Genomic DNA, 1,721 nt, shown 5'->3' with positions numbered 1-1,721 from the left:
CAACGCTGGAACCCCCGAACCCACGGTTCGGGGGTTCCAGCCACTTCACCCACCCGACACAGGGCCGGCCAGGACAGGCAGGACGGTCATCGCCATCGCGCGACGGGCTGCGGAAAGACCAACCCAGTTCGAGGGGCGGCGGACACTTAGCTGAGGACGGCAGCCGTGGCTCTCTCGGAAGGTCATCACCCAGCGTCACGTGACGCGAACTCGCTGCCTATCCCACCGCGACGTGGTCTTCACCGAGTGCGGGGGAGTAGGACGATTCCCAGTTGGGCGATCGATGCCCCTTCTCTGGATGTGCAGACGGCTACTACGTCTTCGACGGTCGATCGCCCGGGGCCCACGCCAGAGCTGCCGCGGAGCCGAGCACTCCCAACACCGTCCCGGCAATGAACCCGCCGAGGTTCGCGCCTGGGAGCGCGACTAGAGAGAAGGCGAAGCCCAGCAGGCCGGTCAGGATGCGTGTCGTCGGCTGAGCCCAGGTCGACACCCCGCAGGCGATGAGACCGCAGCCGATGAAGAGCGCCATCGGCGTGGATGTGGCAGAGAAGCTGATCGCCAGCCCGTCGAAGGATGCAACTCCCAGGACGACCGCGAGGACGACGACCCCGGAGGCGATCTGAAGTATGGCTGCGGCGACGGGGCGATCCGCACCCCTCTGTGGCCTGTCGTTCTCCGGCGCGGGCGCCTCAGCAGCTGGCTTCACCGCGCTCCGCCCGCAGCTCGATGGTCGAGGAGGTGAGCCGGGTGGCGTGGAGGCCGGCGAGCTCCACGTCGAGGTGCCCTGCGGTGAGGCTGCCCGAGGACAGGCCGACCGCTGCGCTCCCGGACCGCGAGGTGGACTCGGCGGCGCCCGCACCGATGATCATCTCGTCGAGCGCCATCGGCCCGGACAGGAGTGCGGAGTCGATGGTCAGCTTGTCCGCGTAGATGTCCGCACCCTCGGGGAGGACGGCCGTCATAGTGACGGTGCCAAGGAACGGGACGTTAACGCTCTTCATCCGCGCGCACACGTAACTCATGCGGACGTCTTCCATGATCACCATCGCTACGGGATCCTCCGCAGCCTCGAGGATTCCGTGCCCGGCCTGGATCGAGGTGTGGCCGGCGCTCAGACCTCTCACTTGGGCGCTCGCGACCAGCTCGCCGGCGGAGATGTTGAGGCCCGTCTGCGCGGTGACGACTGCACCGGCGCTGGCGACCAGCAGGCCCGCCGCGGACAGCGCGGCGAACCTGCCGTACCTGATGTGCCCCACCCGGCCCTCGTTCCTTCAGCACCGTCAGTTGTCTAGTCGAGCGGACGAGTCCGCGGCTGCATTGAGCGTACTCATACGTTTCTCATCCGAGGGGACCCGCACCGCGAGTGCCTAGGCATCCTTCGCCATCTTCCTCCTCGCGGGAGGCGGGGTCTCCTGACCGAGACCGCCGCAGCGGCAGAGCGTGCCCCGCAGCCACCGCCCAGCGGCCCGCGTCAGCCCACCTCGCCGTCGTCGCCCATAACGCGTCCCACGCGCCCCGTGGGGTCTCTTTCCGCTCGTCACCACCACCCGGCGCTGACTCTCGTCAACGCAGGCGAATTCTCACTAACGTGCCAGTCCGCGCCTCGTTCCCCGGTCTCACCTCGCCGGGCCGGATCGGTGCCATATGGACATGAACGTCTCCGAGGACGGTGAGATCGAGCAGTCGGAGATCGACCACTACGTCGCCCGCGCCAAGGG

General features: G+C 68.1%; 2 protein-coding genes. Both read right to left on the bottom strand.

The genetic code is table 11. The annotated features are described in order from the left end of the window. Positions 1–313 precede the first annotated feature (313 nt). Entirely contained in the window at positions 314–709 is a 396-nt protein-coding gene (locus G6030_RS15315; protein WP_182643704.1) for a DUF6114 domain-containing protein, read from the bottom strand. Beyond that, a complete protein-coding gene (locus G6030_RS15310) occupies positions 693–1,259 on the bottom strand; it encodes a DUF6230 family protein (protein WP_182643703.1) in 567 nt (188 codons plus the stop codon). Before G6030_RS15310 ends, G6030_RS15315 begins: the two co-directional genes overlap by 17 nt. Positions 1,260–1,721 lie beyond the last annotated feature (462 nt).

It is taken from the genome of Dietzia sp. E1 (genome assembly GCF_014145015.1).
GTDB lineage: Bacteria > Actinomycetota > Actinomycetes > Mycobacteriales > Mycobacteriaceae > Dietzia > Dietzia cinnamea_A.
Note: the sequence above shows the minus strand (reverse complement) of the source record. Positions and strands in the feature narration are given on the sequence as shown.